Here is a 1,689-nt window from a genome sequence, read left to right as displayed (position 1 = left end):
TCGCCGGTCTCGCTGATGATGTGGCTGCTGCTGGTCGCCGCCGCCGCTGGCTGGGTGATCCGCATCGTGCGGCGCCAGCTGGAGGCGAGCCGGGCGGACCGCGCTTTCGCCGAGGAGTTCGGCGACACCCGGGTGTTCGGCCGGCCAGGAGCGGAACGGGACGAGATCGCCGAACAGCTCACCGCCGACCTGCTGGCGACGTACCTGACCCGGATTCCCGGCGTGCGGATCTTCCACGGGCTCGCCATGCCGGACTCCGTGTTCGCCGACGTCGACCACGCGGTGCTCTGCGGCCGTCGCCTGGTGCTCGTCGAGTCCAGGGCCTGGCTGCCCGGGCACTACGCCGTCGACGAGGACGGTGAGCTCTGGCGCAACGGCCACCCGTTCCGGGGAGGAAGTGCCCGTCTCCCCGACGTGGTCGCCGCCTACCGGCGGTTGCTGCCCGGAGTGGAGGTGAGAGGCGTGCTGCTGCTCTACCCGAGCCGCACCGGTGAGATCACCACCGAGGAGGACGATAACCTGGTCTCCGCCCCGATGACCCCGGAACGGTTCGTCGACGAGGTCGGCGCGTGGCTCGCCGAGGACCCCACCGCCGTGGACACCGAACTGTTCAAGGCGATCCTGAACCAGGTGGTGTCCGCCTCAGCCCGGTCCTGAGCAGGCCCTCCGCCCCGGGACACCGACGGGCCGCCCCCGGAGCACGAACACGTTCCCGGGACGAGGCATGGATGCGGCCGCCCTGGGGTAGTCAGGAGGTGCCGGCGCGGTCGTGTCCCCCGGGCTCAACACTCGGCCGTCGCGGAATACCGGTCCGGCCGGAGCCGCGTTCGGGTCATCGCCGTGAGGCGACCGCCGCGCCGGCCCTTCTTCTCGGCCGCCCAGTTGCCCGAACCGGCGGCCGACCGCCATCCGAGTGGCATCCTCGACACCGACGGTGTTGTGCGCGGGGTCGTCCGCGCACGGTCGGCGAGCGGCCGGTTCCGCACGCCCCTCCCCAGCTCCACCGGCCCGTGGTGCGGTCGGTGGAGTGCGGCACCGGGTGCCCTCGGCCATCCGGACCAACCGGTCACGGTTCCCGTACCCGCGGTGACCGAGCTGCGCGAGTATGGCGGGAGGCGCACCGAACACGGGGAGGTCGTGGTGTCGGACCGCACGGACGCACTACCCCGCTCGTCCGCCCCGGAAGGCCAGCGACGAGCTACCCGGGTTCCACCTCCCCGGGACCCACGACGTGGTCAGCCGACGTTCCGACACGGTGTTCCCCAACCCGGGGAACGAGACAGACCCGGATGCCACCAGCGCGGCGGGCCGCCCGGTCGCGGCCCGGCGGGTTCGGGTCTCCCGATCCACCACCCGACGGCCCTCAGCCGGGATCCCCGGCCGCGCGTGGGGGTGCTCCGAGCAGGTCAGCACGGCTCGAGCACCACCGGGCGCCGTGGGCCGGGCCAGTCGTGAGGGCCGCGACCGGTGGCCGGCACCGACGTCCCACTCGGCACCCCGCCCACGGGGGTCCGCGAGAGCCGCGGGCCCGATGGCGGGCCCGGCTCCGCCTCCTCCCCGGTGCCGCACCCACCACGGACCGGCGGTGGAGGGCGACGAAGCACCGCCCCTCCGCCAGGGCCGGACCGGCGCCGGGGGCGACCCGGCCGGGCCGCGACCGGCTCCACCGGCCCGCCACCGCCGCCCCGG

The 1,689-nt window shown here is 74.7% G+C and carries 1 protein-coding gene; it reads left to right on the top strand.

Annotated elements, in window-relative coordinates; genetic code table 11:
* Positions 1-657, top strand: a 657-nt coding sequence (locus ACTIDRAF_RS0223345) for a nuclease-related domain-containing protein (RefSeq protein ID WP_016701118.1), incomplete at its 5' end; no start/stop codon positions are given.
* Positions 658-1,689 lie beyond the last annotated feature (1,032 nt).

Origin of the sequence: Actinoalloteichus spitiensis RMV-1378 (genome assembly GCF_000239155.1) — a bacterium.
GTDB lineage: Bacteria > Actinomycetota > Actinomycetes > Mycobacteriales > Pseudonocardiaceae > Actinoalloteichus_B > Actinoalloteichus_B spitiensis.
The sequence above is the reverse complement of the archived record's forward strand: the minus strand, read 5'-3'. Positions and strand labels throughout refer to the sequence as shown.